This window comes from Micromonospora sp. NPDC048999 (assembly GCF_040649295.1).
GTDB lineage: Bacteria > Actinomycetota > Actinomycetes > Mycobacteriales > Micromonosporaceae > Micromonospora.
Map to the genome: position 1 here is coordinate 21604 of NZ_JBEZFI010000054.1, position 11902 is coordinate 33505.

The 11902-nt window shown below is 73.4% G+C and carries 21 protein-coding genes; 2 read left to right on the forward strand and 19 right to left on the reverse strand.

The annotated features are described in order from the left end of the window. Nucleotides 1–166: 166 nt before the first annotated feature. From AB0C02_RS30475 to AB0C02_RS30565, 19 genes are all read right to left on the reverse strand, one after another. Nucleotides 167–1219, reverse strand: a complete 1053-nt coding sequence (locus tag AB0C02_RS30475) for a hypothetical protein (protein WP_357552584.1) — start codon at nucleotides 1217–1219, stop codon at nucleotides 167–169. After that, on the reverse strand, nucleotides 1216–1410 hold the full coding sequence (locus tag AB0C02_RS30480) for a hypothetical protein (RefSeq protein ID WP_357552585.1): 195 nt from the start codon (nucleotides 1408–1410) through the stop codon (nucleotides 1216–1218). The genes AB0C02_RS30475 and AB0C02_RS30480 overlap by 4 nt, the downstream gene beginning before the upstream one ends. Then, nucleotides 1403–2539, reverse strand: coding sequence for a hypothetical protein (locus AB0C02_RS30485; RefSeq protein WP_357552586.1), 1137 nt, complete (start codon nucleotides 2537–2539; stop codon nucleotides 1403–1405). The genes AB0C02_RS30480 and AB0C02_RS30485 overlap by 8 nt, the downstream gene beginning before the upstream one ends. 120 nt (nucleotides 2540–2659) lie before the next feature. Beyond that, nucleotides 2660–2974 carry a hypothetical protein gene (locus AB0C02_RS30490; RefSeq protein ID WP_357552587.1) on the reverse strand — a complete coding sequence of 105 codons (315 nt, stop codon included), beginning with the start codon at nucleotides 2972–2974 and terminating at the stop codon, nucleotides 2660–2662. Nucleotides 2975–3000: 26 nt separating this feature from the next. Continuing rightward, nucleotides 3001–3222, reverse strand: a complete 222-nt coding sequence (locus AB0C02_RS30495) for a hypothetical protein (protein ID WP_357552588.1) — start codon at nucleotides 3220–3222, stop codon at nucleotides 3001–3003. Nucleotides 3223–3228: 6 nt separating this feature from the next. After that, nucleotides 3229–3405, reverse strand: coding sequence for a hypothetical protein (locus tag AB0C02_RS30500; RefSeq protein WP_357552589.1), 177 nt, complete (start codon nucleotides 3403–3405; stop codon nucleotides 3229–3231). Continuing rightward, nucleotides 3402–3671, reverse strand: a complete 270-nt coding sequence (locus AB0C02_RS30505; protein WP_357552590.1) for a WhiB family transcriptional regulator — start codon at nucleotides 3669–3671, stop codon at nucleotides 3402–3404. The genes AB0C02_RS30500 and AB0C02_RS30505 overlap by 4 nt, the downstream gene beginning before the upstream one ends. Further along, the gene (locus AB0C02_RS30510) at nucleotides 3668–4552 is read right to left on the reverse strand and encodes a hypothetical protein (RefSeq protein ID WP_357552591.1); all 885 of its coding nucleotides are present in this window, start codon (nucleotides 4550–4552) and stop codon (nucleotides 3668–3670) included. The genes AB0C02_RS30505 and AB0C02_RS30510 overlap by 4 nt, the downstream gene beginning before the upstream one ends. Further along, the gene (locus AB0C02_RS30515; protein WP_357552592.1) at nucleotides 4545–5900 is read right to left on the reverse strand and encodes a hypothetical protein; all 1356 of its coding nucleotides are present in this window, start codon (nucleotides 5898–5900) and stop codon (nucleotides 4545–4547) included. Before AB0C02_RS30515 ends, AB0C02_RS30510 begins: the two co-directional genes overlap by 8 nt. A 4-nt stretch (nucleotides 5901–5904) precedes the next feature. Beyond that, entirely contained in the window at nucleotides 5905–6306 is a 402-nt protein-coding gene (locus tag AB0C02_RS30520; RefSeq protein WP_357552593.1) for a DUF6085 family protein, read from the reverse strand. Further along, nucleotides 6303–6554, reverse strand: a complete 252-nt coding sequence (locus AB0C02_RS30525; RefSeq protein WP_357552594.1) for a hypothetical protein — start codon at nucleotides 6552–6554, stop codon at nucleotides 6303–6305. Before AB0C02_RS30525 ends, AB0C02_RS30520 begins: the two co-directional genes overlap by 4 nt. Beyond that, nucleotides 6554–6787 (reverse strand): DUF6011 domain-containing protein, encoded by a 234-nt coding sequence (locus AB0C02_RS30530; RefSeq protein ID WP_357552595.1) that lies wholly within the window; start codon nucleotides 6785–6787, stop codon nucleotides 6554–6556. The genes AB0C02_RS30525 and AB0C02_RS30530 overlap by 1 nt, the downstream gene beginning before the upstream one ends. Beyond that, nucleotides 6784–7146 (reverse strand): hypothetical protein, encoded by a 363-nt coding sequence (locus AB0C02_RS30535; protein WP_357552596.1) that lies wholly within the window; start codon nucleotides 7144–7146, stop codon nucleotides 6784–6786. The genes AB0C02_RS30530 and AB0C02_RS30535 overlap by 4 nt, the downstream gene beginning before the upstream one ends. Beyond that, nucleotides 7143–7454: a hypothetical protein gene (locus tag AB0C02_RS30540; RefSeq protein WP_357552597.1), complete on the reverse strand. Its 312-nt coding sequence runs from the start codon at nucleotides 7452–7454 to the stop codon at nucleotides 7143–7145. Before AB0C02_RS30540 ends, AB0C02_RS30535 begins: the two co-directional genes overlap by 4 nt. After that, entirely contained in the window at nucleotides 7451–7666 is a 216-nt protein-coding gene (locus AB0C02_RS30545) for a hypothetical protein (RefSeq protein ID WP_357552598.1), read from the reverse strand. The genes AB0C02_RS30540 and AB0C02_RS30545 overlap by 4 nt, the downstream gene beginning before the upstream one ends. Next, nucleotides 7659–8012: a hypothetical protein gene (locus AB0C02_RS30550; protein WP_357552599.1), complete on the reverse strand. Its 354-nt coding sequence runs from the start codon at nucleotides 8010–8012 to the stop codon at nucleotides 7659–7661. Before AB0C02_RS30550 ends, AB0C02_RS30545 begins: the two co-directional genes overlap by 8 nt. Further along, nucleotides 8009–9187: a hypothetical protein gene (locus AB0C02_RS30555; protein WP_357552600.1), complete on the reverse strand. Its 1179-nt coding sequence runs from the start codon at nucleotides 9185–9187 to the stop codon at nucleotides 8009–8011. The genes AB0C02_RS30550 and AB0C02_RS30555 overlap by 4 nt, the downstream gene beginning before the upstream one ends. Before the next feature lie 194 nt (nucleotides 9188–9381). Then, nucleotides 9382–9588: a helix-turn-helix domain-containing protein gene (locus AB0C02_RS30560; RefSeq protein ID WP_357552601.1), complete on the reverse strand. Its 207-nt coding sequence runs from the start codon at nucleotides 9586–9588 to the stop codon at nucleotides 9382–9384. Nucleotide 9589: 1 nt separating this feature from the next. Next, complete coding sequence (locus AB0C02_RS30565; RefSeq protein ID WP_357552602.1) at nucleotides 9590–9832, reverse strand: helix-turn-helix transcriptional regulator; 243 nt, start codon at nucleotides 9830–9832, stop codon at nucleotides 9590–9592. A 116-nt stretch (nucleotides 9833–9948) separates the two neighbouring features. Between AB0C02_RS30565 and AB0C02_RS30570 the strand changes: the two genes are divergently transcribed. Continuing rightward, complete coding sequence (locus tag AB0C02_RS30570; RefSeq protein ID WP_357552603.1) at nucleotides 9949–10506, forward strand: helix-turn-helix domain-containing protein; 558 nt, start codon at nucleotides 9949–9951, stop codon at nucleotides 10504–10506. A gap of 12 nt (nucleotides 10507–10518) precedes the next feature. Further along, nucleotides 10519–11748: a site-specific integrase gene (locus AB0C02_RS30575; protein WP_357552604.1), complete on the forward strand. Its 1230-nt coding sequence runs from the start codon at nucleotides 10519–10521 to the stop codon at nucleotides 11746–11748. Nucleotides 11749–11902 lie beyond the last annotated feature (154 nt).

An 11902-nucleotide genomic window follows, 5' to 3' on the forward strand; every position in this document is an offset into this window, starting at 1 on the left:
GGCCGCCCTCTGCTGGAACCTCTCGACCCACCCAGGCCGAACGCCCCGCACGACGGGGTGTGCGGGGCGTTCGGTGGCCAAGCGCTACTCGCCCGGCCTCATCGCGATAAACGGTAGATCATCCGTAGGCACACTGGTCCTACTGGCAGATGAGCGTACGCCCAGCTCAGGATGTGATCAAGTCGGAGGTCTCCATCGGCATGTCGGCGGCCGCCGCCTCGGCCTTAGCGGCCTGCTCGGCTGCCCGGCGCTCCCGCTCCAGTTCGTCGCGGCGGCGCTGCTCGGCGACCTGGTCCAGCACCTGCAGCACGTCGCCGAACCGGTAGAGCGGCCGCCGCCACGCGTCCCGCTCGATCGCCTCCGGACCATGTTCGCCCTCTGGCAGCGGGACGGTGAGGGGCCGTAGCCGGCCGCGCTGGGCGAGGGCCCGCAGCTGCCCGGGGGTGCACTGCCGTCCGAGGCGGGCCGCCGCGGTCGCCAGCTGGGTGGCGGTGCCGCGGACGTCCCGGGCCTCGGCCAGTAGCCACCGGATCCGCGGCCCGGTCTGGTGCACGGTCTTGCAGCCGGGGCAGCGGATCCACGTCACGCCGGGCCAGGCGTAAAGCTCGGTGTCGCAGAGCTTGCCCGGGTTGCCCTCGATGGGCTCGCAGCAGGTGCCTGCGTACCAGCGGGCCGACGGGTTCTCGATTAGCCGGCGCACGGCGGTCGTGGCGCCGAGGAGTTCCTCGCCGGCGTCGCCGGCGTCCGGGGAGTGCCGCAGCCATTCGAGGTTCTCGTCGACGAACCGGGCCGCGGCCGCCACCGGGTGCTCCGGCCGCCAGTCGCGGATCGCGTCGCACGACGGGTGGCCGCAGCGGCCGGGCAGCGCAGCCCAGCCGGCGCCGGCGCACAACGGGCCGACCGGCCGGCGCGGCCGGCGCGGCAGCGGCACACCTCGCGTGGTGGTGATGTGGTCCATCCAGGTGACCACGACGTGCGCGGCCGCCCACGCGGCGCTCGACGCCTCCAGGTCGACGGGGATGGGCGGCTCGGCCGAGCGCGGGCCATCGCGGTCGCCGTAGCGGGCCTGCCGGGCGATGTTGACTTCCGGCTCGCCGGCGAGGCGCGTCATCTCCCGCAGTGCTTTCCCGATCGGCTTGTAGCAGTCCGGGCAGACGTAGCCGCCGGTCGGGTCCGGCCGGCCGCACCAGGCGCATTCGGGCAGGCTGGTCGTGCTCACAGGATGCCGCCGTGGCCGTCGGGGAGCCGGCCGTTGGCGTACCGGCGGACGGCGGCCTCGTGGACCCGCTCGGCGGTGCTGGTGACCGCGCCGAGCGGGGCGTGGGACTTGATGGTGACGGAGACGCCGGGGGTGCTGATGGTCACCTCCGTGGGGTTGGGCTTGTCCTGGTCCTGGGTGGGTTCAGCCATGGTGGTCCCTGGGTGCTGGTGGTCGGCCCCTTCGTCCTCGGGGTCGCCTCTTGCGGGGTGGAGTGGCAGGGCTAGGAGCCTGGGCTCCCGTCCCGTGCCCTTCCCGTCCCGGGGATCCAGATCCCGCAGTCAGGCGATTGGACGGATTGGCCAATCCTTGTTGATCTTGGCGTTTGTTCGTGCTGGGCGGGGTCCCGCCGGGAGCGGGGTCGCGGGTCGCGGGGCCCGGCCGGAGGCCGGGTCGCGGGGCGCGGGGTCCCGCCGGCGGCGGGGTCGCGGGGGCTGGCGTGGTCCGGCTGGGAGCCGGGTCGCCGGTGGTGGTGCGTGGCGGTGCGGGGCGCGGGGGCCGGCTGGTGGCCGGGTCGCGGGGTGCGGGGGCCGGCTGGGTGCCGGGTCGCGGGGTGGCCGTGGGCGCGGGGGCCGCCTGGGTGGCGGGTCGCGGGATCCGGCCGCGGCGCACTTGGTGGCCGTGCTCGGCCAGCCAGGTGACGGTACGGGCGGAGTAGTAGGGCTCGGCCGGGGCCGGGCGAGGCGGACACCAGTCGTCGGCGTCCGGGTGGTCCTTGCGGCGGGCGTTGCAGGCACGGCAGGCCACGCGCAGGTCATCCGGGCCTGTCGCGGCCTGGCCGGGGCGACAGTGGTCGTAGGTGGCGCCGCGGCCGCCCTTCTGGTCGCCCCAGTTGACGACCACACCGCAGTATCTGCAGGCATCGCCGTCGCGCAGCCGTACGGGCACGGTCAGGACCGGGTTGCCGTTGTCGGCGCGGCGCTGCCGCTCCCAGTCCAGTTCGTCCTTGAGCCGGATGTGGGCGAGGTGGGTGGAGTCGTCGATCAGCCGCCACGCGGACTGCCCGTCGATCGGGTCGATCGGGATCAGGTAGCCGACCCGGACGGCGAGGTCCACCCAGTGCTGCCAGTTGTCGCCGCCGGTGGTGGCGACGGTGCCGGCCAGCACGACGTAGTCCGTGGTGTAGCCGGCCGACTGCACGGCCAGGCGGGTGAAGAAACCGGCCAGCAGGTTGACCAGGTCCGTCTGGGTCCACCGGGGTGGCTGCCAGTCGGTGAGCGCCGCCGGCGCGAGCACCACGGGGTGCATCGCGCTGGTGTCGCTGAACTTCGCCCAGGGCATCAGGCCGCCCCAACTGGCTCAATGATCAACATCTATGGTTCTCCCGGTAGCACTCGGCGCGGCCACCGAACTGGTGGCCGCGCCGGGGTTAAGCAGAGCGCGGTACGGCGAGAGGGCGGGTCACCTGCCCGAGGGCTGCTGGTCTGCGTCGGCGGCCGCGGCGGCTTCCTGTTCGCGGGCTGCGGCGAGCATCCGCTCGCCGAGGCCGGTCAGCCGGTACGGGCGCACGCCCCACCGGTCCGGCTCGGTGTCCGGGTCGAGCTCCACGAGGCGGTAGTCCTTCAGCCGCTGCAGGCGCTGCGTCGCGCGCCGGTGTCTGGGCTGGCCGGGGAGGCGTTCGAAGTCCGGCTGGGTGAAGCGCGGGTCGGTGTGGACGCGCCGCTGCTCGACGGCGGTGAGTAGCGCCACCTGGTCCTCGTCGAGGCTGATCAGCATCAGGGTGTCTCCGATCGTGCGGGCGGTCAGGCGGCCGCCGTGGTGGTCGATCCGCCGGGGTGCACCACCAGGTGCCGGCGGCGGGCTGGCGGTGGTTGTGGCGCCTCGGCGCGGGCGGCGAGGGCACGCTCTACGGGGTGCGGCGGGGCCGGCCGGGGCAGCGGCGGCGCGCCGTAGCGCTCCGCCAGCAGCGCGGCGAGCAGTTTGTCGCGGGTCGAGGTGGCGTCCCCGTTCGTGGCTGCGGACACGGCGGCTCACCCCGGTCCGCCTGCGGAGCGCTGGTGGCAGGCCGCGCAGTCGCGGCGCTGGTAGCGGTACGGCTGGCCGGACCGGGTCGCGGCCACGGTGATCCCGCACACGTGCGGGTACGGGTCTGCGGCCGGCGCGGGCCGGCCGAGGACCACCGTGGCCACCAGCCACCGGCCGCTCACGACCGGCCCTGCCTGCGTAGCCGTTTGCGCTGTGCCTGGGTGGTGCCGCCCCAGACGCCGTGCAGGTCGTTGGTCTGCCGCAGCGCCCAGCCCCGGCACGGCCAGTAGAGCGGGCAGGGCCCGCAGTAGGCGGCGGCCACCCGCTGCGCTTCGGCCTCGCTCGCGGTGAAGAACCGCTCCGGGTCCGCGCCGTCGCACCGGGGCCTGATCTCCGGGTCGCCGTCGAGGAAGTCCGGCGCGAGAGAGCGCGTGCCGATCGCGGTCACGCCGGGTCGTCCGGGATCTCGGTGGCAGCCATGCGGCGCAGAAGCAGCAGCAGCCGGTCGGCCCGGCCGGGGTTGATCGCGGAACGCCGGGCGAACTGGTGGCTGTCGGGGTCGACGTCGCCGCGCCAGTAGGTGGCCCGCCAGCTCAGATCGTTGGGGTTGCTCGGCAGACGCAGTGGATCGGTGCCGTAGAGCAGGCGAAGCGGCGCGTCCTCGCGTGAGGTCCAGGTGACGATCACCGGGGCGGCGAGCAGAGCGCGGATCTGGTCTTCCACGGTGGCCGGGTCGACGGCGTCGGCGGGCACCCCGCGCACCCGTGGCCCGGCCGTCCGGATCGTCGTGCCGACCAGGCGGCGGCCGGCGGTGTCGACCGCGTCGACCCGCAGCGCGATTGCCTCCGGGTTCTGCCGGCCGGACGGGGCGGCCGGCCGGCGGATCGCCTGGACGCGCAGCACGCACGGCAGCAGCAGCTCGGGGGCGAGGATCTTGCGTGCCCAGTCGACCACCATGATCCGGTCGGCGGCGGCCTTGACGCGGCGCTCGCGCAGCTCGGTGATCCGGGCGCACACTCGGCACAGGTGCTGGCTGTTGATCGAGGGCAGCGGCCGGTCCGGGCAGGCGCCGCACCCGTCGCACACCCGGGATGTGCCGGCGCGGCGGCGGGCCGCCTCAAGTTGGCCGATCGTCGCCGGCGACGGCTCGGACTCGGCCAGCGCGTGCAGGTCCACCGTGGTCTTCCGGTCGCGCCAGTCGCGGGTCTCCACGCGGGCCCGGACCGGGCCGGCTGGCACGCGGGGCAAGTCCAGGTCGGCCAGCTGCGACCGGGAGTACAAGCCGGCCGGCACGTTCCGCCAGCCCTGGCAGATGGGCAGGTCACCCACGGTCAACCTCCTCAGTGAGTGCACCGTCGATTGCGTCGCCGCCGCGCAGGCCGGCCTGGACGCCGGCGGCGTACGCGGTGGACAGGTGAGCGGGCAGCAGGCGCAGCGCGCACAGCAGGTCGATGGCCTGGTCGACGTCGCCGGCGTAGAACTCGGTGGAGGCCGCGCAGTAGTGGCCGCCCGCCTTGAGAAAGCGGATGTGAATCTCGCCGTCGTTCCACCACTGGACGCTGGCCAGCGTCACCGGCTGTGCCCCGCTCAGGGCGGGCGACGTCGACGAGTACGGCGCCTCGTATCTGCGGTCCCCGGCGCGGGCGCTGCCGTACGCCTTGAGGTGGGCGAGCGCGGCCCGTATCCGACCGACCTGGGTCAGCGTGAGCCCACCGGGGATGGGGGCTACCCCCACCCCGCCAGCCGAGGAAGCAGGCGGCGGGGCGGGAGCTGGAGCGGCGTCGCCCGCGCTGGAGACCGCGGTATCCGCTCCATCCACCACCGGGCTGGACGTTGGGTGCCCGGTGGTGGCCGTCTCGGTCGGCTCGACCGGCCGGACGTACTCCGGCGCGACCTCGGCAACGGCGGCGATACGCCGCGCCGGGTCGGGCTCGTAGTCGTCACCTACGCCGGCAAGCGGGTCGCTGTGGTCGGCCGGGGCGGAGCCGCGATCCTCCGCCCCGGCCGTGTCCGAGGCCCGGGGGTCGTGAGCCTCGGACGGGTCACCCGCCGCGAAACGGGTGGTCTGGTCCGGCCAGCAGGTGCGGCACCAGGTGGCCGCGTGCCGCTCGCTGGCCTGCTCGGCGGGCAGGGTCAGGCCGGTCCGGGTCGATCGGCTGCACCGGGTGCTGGTCGTCGACCGCAGACCGTGCGCCTGGATGCCTCGGCGGGCTGCCGCGATCCACACCCGCTCGCCCACCTCGGGGCCGTGCTGCTCCTCGATGGCGGCCGCCGGCGCGGGGGTGGGCTTGGGGCGGGTCGCCGGGCGGCTGCGGCCGTCCAGCGACTGCACCGTGGCAGGGAGGGCGTCTGTCTCATCTGCGACAGACGCCAGCGCGCGGGCGGCGGTGTCCTTGCTGATGCCGAGGGCGGTACCGATCGCGCGGGTGGACATGCCCACCAGGCGCAGCGCGGTCACCGCCTGCCGCCGGTGCACCTCCGGCAGCCGCAGCCGGGCGGCCCCGAACTCGGTGTCGACGTACGCCTCCCAGGTGGCGTAGCCGAGGACGGCCCAGTCGCGCCGCTCCCAGGCGAGGGCGATCTCCTGCACCGTTTCGAGCCAGTTCTGCAGACCCTGGCGGATCCGCTCAGCGCGGGCCCGGGCCACGTCCTCAGTTGACTGAATGTCCAGGGTCACCGGATCATCCCTCCACCTGGTCGCCGAGCAGGAACCGGTCGCCGATGTCGTTGACCCCGCACTCGTAGTGGCCGACCGGCGCGGGCGGCCCGTCGAGCGTGGCCTCGGCCGCGCGGTTGACGGGGCACTCGAAGAGCCGCGGCCGGCAGGACAGCGGGTGCTGGATCGTCCATCCGTCCGCCCGGATCTCGATGACGTGCGGCTCAGAGCTGGCCGCGTCGGCGGCCCGGATCACGTCCGCGGCCAGCTCCCAGAAGACGCCCGGCAGGTAGTCGCCCGGCAGGTAGTTGTCCTTCGGCCCCGGGCGTGCGGCGGCGTTCTCGCGGTCGTCGGGCCAGCCGAGGACCTCGAGCGCGGCCAGCACGCGGGCCGGGTCGACCGGGGTCGGGGGAATCGTTTCGGTCACCGGAACTCCTCCGGGTCGTCTCGCTCGCCGAGGATCGCGGCGTCGCGGGCCTGCGCGGCCGCGATGAGGGCGGGCGAGATGCGGGACTTCGGTACGGGCTGAGGTCGTGGGCGATGCGCCGGGTCATCCGGGCCGCCGAGCCGCTGGCAGGTGCGGCAGGCCTTCCGGCCGCGCCAGTCCGCGCCGAGCTCCGGGTCCGGGTCCCACGTCGAGCACGGCCGTGGCACGGGGGGCTTCGGCGCGGTCATCAGCTGCCGTCCTGCGTCTCGGCGTAGGCGTCGAGCAGGTCCGGGCCGTCCTGGCCGTCGCGGCCGCGCCGCCCGGACATGCCGGGCAGGGCGACCGGGACGGCCTGGGCGCGGGCCTGGCGGCGCCGCTCGCGCCAGCACTCGGCACCGATGCGACGGGCCCGGGCCGCGGGCGAGCGCAGCTTGCGGTCGCAATCCAGGCACCGCACCTCGGTCGGCTCGTTGGTGGTCAAGACAGGTCCTCGTGGTGGGCCCGCTCGTGCGCGGCGCGGACCTCGCCGAGGGTCTGACCGGGGGCACCGGTGCAGACGAACCCGCACGGTGAGGCGCACAGGTACTGCACCGGCTCCGGTAGGCCGCCGTGCAGCACGGGGTTCTCTGGGATGCCCGCGAACCAGCGCTCCCGGGTATCGCCGTGTCGGTCGACGTACCGGACACGCACACGCACCCGGGCCAGCTGGGTGACCACGCCGCGTCGCCAGCGGGCGAGCGCCATCACCCACACCGGGTCGCCCACGGTCAGGTCGGCGGCGGTCAGCGGTCGCCGCGGGGGCTCCGGCGCGGCGAGCGCCGTACGGATCGCAGTGCTCATCGGGGTGTGTCCCCCGTCCGCACGTGGGGCACGGGCCCGCCGGCGCGGCACGCGGCCACGTGTTCGGCCGACCGGGCGGCGACGTACGCGACGAAGAGCGGATTGACCCGCGGCCGAGTCGAGTAGGCACGGGCCGGCGGCGTGGGCGGCGCGGCGGCCACCCCCACGACCCGCACCCACCGGTCATACCGGTCGGCGTACAGCAGCAGCGCGATCCGGGCGAGCAGGCCCGCGCACACCGCCGCCAGGACAGCGGCCGCGTACATGCCCGGGTACGCGATTGCGTGGTCGACGAGGGCGACGATCACCGTGGCCTCCGGCTCAGCTTCAGCCAGCGGCGCCAGCGTGGGGCGGTGGCGTAGAAGGCGCGCCACACCGGGTCGCCCTCGACCACCGACATCTCCTGGGTGGCCTCGCCCTCCTCCGGGCGGGTCACGTAGAACAGTGCGCCGCCAAGGGCCAGAACGGTGACGGCGAGCAGCACCGTGATCCCGTCTTGCACGTCCAGTCCGTCAAGCACCGGTGCTCACCGCCCCTGGGTCGGGCAGGATCCGCCACACGTCGAGGGTCACCAGCACGATCGCCGGATCGGTGTCGGGGACGCAGCGGATGACCAGTCGCTCCCGGCCGTTGCTGCCCTCGACCACCCGAACGCCGGGCTCACCGGGCATCTCGTCGACGCGGACGGCGCGCGGCTCGCGCGGGCCGGCCGGCTGCACCGGCTCGGTCCACTCCTCCCGGCCCAGCTGCGCGTCACGCCGGCACGCCCAGCCGGCACCGGCGAGCCGGCCCCGGAGCGCGGACAGCATCGACAGCGGCAGGGTGCGCGGGGCGGCCACCGCGCGCCGGGCGGGCGAGGCGGTCACCGGACACCACCGTTCTTGGCGTGAGGGGCGGTGAACTCCACCTGCACCGCGGGCGCGCCGTAGGCGTTGCTGCTGCACTCCCACTCGGCCCGGGCGCCGTACTCGTTCTCGGTGACCGGCACCTCGAGGGCGGCCGCGAAGCGGCGCACCGCCTCGACGTTGTCCAGGCCACCGCCCACCTGCAGGGTGAAGGTCGGCAGCGGGAAGGACTCGTCCTGCTGCGCCAGCGCGGCCAGGCGGCACAGCCCCTCGATCTGCCGGGCGCGGTGCGCCCGGCGGCGGGCCCGCGCGGCGGCCTGGTCGACCACCATCTTGTCGACCAGCTCCAGCAGGTCACCGCGGTCGTATTCGGCGTAGCGCGGGCCGGTGAACACCACGCCGACCAGGTCGACGCCGTCCTCCGCCGGCTCGACGTGCCGCACCTCCAGGCCAGGCTGCTCCGGGTCGCCGGTTGCCACGAACATGCCCGGCCGCAGCTCGGCGGCGGGCACGCCCGACTCCGGCCCCTCGTCGCATGCGGCCGTGTTGGCCTCGGCGATGTGGTCATCCAGGTGCTTACCGGCCTCGGCGATGCTGCCGAACCCGTCGAACACCAGCCCGCAGAAGCACCGGACCCCGGCCTCGCCGGGCCCGCTGCCCGCCCACCCGCCGGCCTGGCCATGCGTCGGCTCGTCGCCGCCGGGCTCGACAGCGGCCTGCTCGTCATCACCGGCCGGGCCGGTGGGCTGCTCCCCACCGGCCTCGCAGGCGGCGAGGCCGGCGCTGTCGCCGTCCGCCGGCGCGGCCTGCACCACCTGGGTCGGCGCGTCGGTCGAGCCGTCGACGGCCGGCCACTGGTCCCGGCGCAGCCGCAGCAGACCAGCCCGGAGCACCCCGGCCTCCTCCGACGTCGCGAACTGGCCGATGAACGTCTCCCCGAAGTGGGCGATCACCTCCGCCCGGGCGGCGTCGTGCAGACCGTGCGTGGCCGCGTACCGGCCCGCGAACGGGTGCCCGGCGGGGAACGTGAACCACCAGGTCCTCGGCTCGTCGACCAGGCCCTGCTCCGGACCACCGGTCGCCGGGTCCAACTCGGCAACGGGGGCGTCGACCTTCGCCTCGGCGGCTTGAGTGAGGACGGCCGACCCGGCGGCCGCTGCGGCCGTGACGCCGGGACGGATAAGCTTGCTAGTCATCTCGACTCGATGTCCTTTCGGGGGACTGGGTAGGGATGTCCGGGGTCACCGCATGCGGGCGGTGACCCCAACTTCTTGCGATCGGCGTGACTGCTCGCAGCACGAGCAGCCGGCGCACGCGTGGTGGTGACCCGCGACGCACGCCCAGCACACGTCGCGGTAGGGGATCGGCTCGGCGGCGAGCAGCAGCTCTTTCACGCGGCGTCGCCCTTTGCCCGGGACTCCAGCCAGGCATCCACGTCGGACCAGCGGTAGCGGACGAGGCCGCCAACCCGGCTCGACTTCGGGCCGATGCCCTTGACCCGCCAGTTGTAGAGGGTCTGCACCTTGAGGCCGAGGTAGTCCGCTACCTCGTGGATGCCAGCCATCCGCTCGCGCGGTTTGGTCTTCGCCGGCGGCATGTCAGGCCGCCCGCTCGAAGACCGTCTCAAAGGGGACGCCGAGCGTGGCCAAGGTCGCCGCGATGAAGCGTCCGCCGGGTCGGATCTTGCCGGAGCGCAGCCGGCTGATGGTGGTGTGCGAGACGCCGATGGCCTTGGCCCGCTCTGCGTCGTTGCTGTAGCCCATCCGCTCGGTGATGCGGTCGAACTCCTCAACGCGAAGAGCGACCGCCCCGGCTGATGGAGGCGACGTGCGTGTACTCACGTGAGGGACGGTAACGGCGTTCGTGCGCGCACGCAAGTGGGTCGAATGGCCGACACCCACGCTAGCGTTGATGGTTGACTATGTGCGTGGGGGCACGAAAGCCGTAAGGAGGCAGGGTGACGACATTGGCCGACAACCGCCCGGGAGCGGTGCGTTTGCGTCGGGTCACGCACGTGACGCGACCGCCTGCGGGAACTACCGTTGTGCGTGTGCGCACGAGACGGGAATGGAACCGCGAGGCTTTCTTCAGATGGCTGGACGACGCGAAGAAGGCTGCCGACCCGCCGATCCCGCACGACGGCGCACTCGCCGAGCTCGCCGAGATCAGCCACAGCACGCTGAGCAACTGGCGAAACGGAAAGCAGCGGCCCACCACGGAGAAGCTGACAGCGATCGCCAAGGCCCTCGACGTTCCGCCACGTGATCTATGGGTCCGTGCCGGGCTCATGGAGCCTGATCAGGTCGGCCTCGCTGACATGCCTCCGCCGGCGCCGCAGGAGCCAACCGAGGACGAGGAGTCCATTCGCATGATCTTGGCGTCGGATCTGCCGGCCGACGTCAAGGACGACCTGGTGGACGAGATCCGCCGCCTCCAGCGCCAGCACGTCGACGAGCGAGCCTCAATGGCGCAGCGGCTACTGGACATGGCCCGTCGAGTCGTCCGCCCGACCTGACAGGGGCCCCACATGGCTGTCGACGATCTTTGGTACCTGAAGAAGCGCGGCCTGGACGGCGAGCGGCGGAAGTCCGCGCGGTACGGCCGGGGCAAGCGCTGGCGGGTCCGGTACACCGACGACGAAGGCCGTGACCGCGCCGCCCTGTTCGCAAAGCTGGCCGACGCCGAACGGTACGACGCCAACACCCGCGCCGACGTCAGCCGCGGCGTTTACGTCGACCCGGCCGCCGGCAAGGTCACCGTGGCGGACTACTTCGCCGACTGGCGCAAGCTCCAACTGCACGTCGATTCCACCGCGATCAAGACCGAATGGGCATGGCGGGTGCACCTCGCGCCCACTCCACTGGGCCGGATGGCGATCGCGCAGGCCCGGCGCAGCCACGTCCAGGCGTGGGTCCTGGACCGGTCGAAGATGCTGGAACCGTCATCGCTGCACCCGCTCTACGCGTACGTGGCTGGCATGTTCAAAGCGGCCGTCATGGACCGCGTCATCGGCTTCAGCCCGTGCCAGGGCATCAAGCTGCCGGATCTGGTCGTCGCCAAGCGGTACATCCCCACCAGCGACCAGGTGCACGACCTCGCCGACGGGTTCAGCCCGATCGACCGGCCCCACGCCCAGGGTCGGCACTACCGCGCCCAGGTATACGTGGCCGCCGGCTGCGGACTGAGACAGGGCGAGATCTGGGGTCTGGAGCTGGAGCACGTCGACTTCCTCCGCCGGAAGATCCACGTGGTGCAGCAGCTGAAGACCGTCGCCGGCCGTAAGCCGTTCCTGGCGCCACCGAAGACGCAGACGAGCGTGCGCGACCTGGACCTGGCGGACATCACCGCCGAAGAGATCGCCGCGCACCTTCAGCGATTCCCAGTCAAGGAGGTCGAGGTCGACGATCTCACCGACCCGCGCCGGCCGCGGCGCCGTCTGGCGAAGCTGATCTTCCTCAACGCGGTCGGCCGTCCGATTCACCGCGGCAGCTTCAGTAAGCCGTGGGGACGCGCCGTGGCGAAGGCCGGGCTGCCCGAGGACTACACGATGCACGCCCTGCGGCACTACTTCGCCACCCTGCTGATCAACGCCGGCGCGAGTGTTACGACCGTCCAGCTCGCCTTGGGCCATGCCAACCCGACGATCACCCTCAACCGGTACCTGGGGCTGTGGCCGGAGTCGAACGAGCAGGTACGGACCCTGGTCGACAGCGCGCTGAGAAGGCCGGTATCCACCCTGAAGCAGATCCGCGCCTGAGACCTGTCAGCGTCCGACGGCGGGTCTGGCGGCGGCCGCCGTCCTGTTCCGAGTTGTACCCGACGTGTTCCCAACGATCTTGGCGGTGCTCCGCAGCACGTCAGATGGCCTTGCTGCCCTCACCCCGCCGGCAGGTCCCGTGCCGGCGACCCGC

Excerpts from the sequence above, each read along its gene's own strand:
- AB0C02_RS30525 (WP_357552594.1), bottom strand. The coding sequence starts at position 6,554 with ATGACCGCGCCGAAGCCCCCCGTGCCACGGCCGTGCTCGACGTGGGAC.
- AB0C02_RS30535 (WP_357552596.1), bottom strand. The coding sequence starts at position 7,146 with ATGAGCACTGCGATCCGTACGGCGCTCGCCGCGCCGGAGCCCCCGCGG.
- AB0C02_RS30490 (WP_357552587.1), bottom strand. The coding sequence starts at position 2,974 with ATGCTGATCAGCCTCGACGAGGACCAGGTGGCGCTACTCACCGCCGTC.
- AB0C02_RS30575 (WP_357552604.1), top strand. The coding sequence starts at position 10,519 with ATGGCTGTCGACGATCTTTGGTACCTGAAGAAGCGCGGCCTGGACGGC.
- AB0C02_RS30480 (WP_357552585.1), bottom strand. The coding sequence starts at position 1,410 with ATGGCTGAACCCACCCAGGACCAGGACAAGCCCAACCCCACGGAGGTG.
- AB0C02_RS30560 (WP_357552601.1), bottom strand. The coding sequence starts at position 9,588 with ATGCCGCCGGCGAAGACCAAACCGCGCGAGCGGATGGCTGGCATCCAC.
- AB0C02_RS30555 (WP_357552600.1), bottom strand. The coding sequence starts at position 9,187 with ATGACTAGCAAGCTTATCCGTCCCGGCGTCACGGCCGCAGCGGCCGCC.
- AB0C02_RS30485 (WP_357552586.1), bottom strand. The coding sequence starts at position 2,539 with ATGCCCTGGGCGAAGTTCAGCGACACCAGCGCGATGCACCCCGTGGTG.